The organism is Xanthobacter autotrophicus (assembly GCF_029991245.1).
In the GTDB taxonomy this organism is placed as follows: Bacteria; Pseudomonadota; Alphaproteobacteria; order Rhizobiales; family Xanthobacteraceae; genus Xanthobacter; species Xanthobacter autotrophicus_C.
The window spans coordinates 1-387 of the sequence record NZ_JAIVFO010000469.1; the positions used below are offsets into that span (position 1 = coordinate 1).

Consider the following 387-nt stretch of genomic DNA (forward strand, 5'->3'; position numbering starts at 1 on the left):
GTTCAAAGTGTAGGTAGCGGATTTATTATTTCCAGCAACGGATATATATTAACAAACGACCATGTTGCGGGAAAAGGGAGTAAAATCATTGTAACACTTACCAACGGTGAATCTTATAAAGCGAAATTAGTAGGCACAGATTATGAATCCGATATATGTCTTTTAAAAATTGAAACCAAGTACAAATTGCCATATTTAAAATTTGGACAATATGACGATATATTAATAGGCGAATGGGTAATCGCTTTAGGTAATCCTTTTGGTTTATTCAATTTAAATGATCAACCTACTGTTTCAGTTGGTGTAATTAGTGCCAAAGATTTAATACTTGATCCTAATCAAGGTAGATATTACTCAAATATGATACAAACAGATGCTGCTATAAAT

1 protein-coding gene is annotated in these 387 nt (G+C 31.8%); it reads left to right on the top strand.

Translation table 11 applies throughout. From position 1 onward, the window contains the following. On the top strand, positions 1-387 hold a 387-nt coding region (locus tag K9U41_RS23725), incomplete at both ends, for a S1C family serine protease (RefSeq protein ID WP_282643268.1).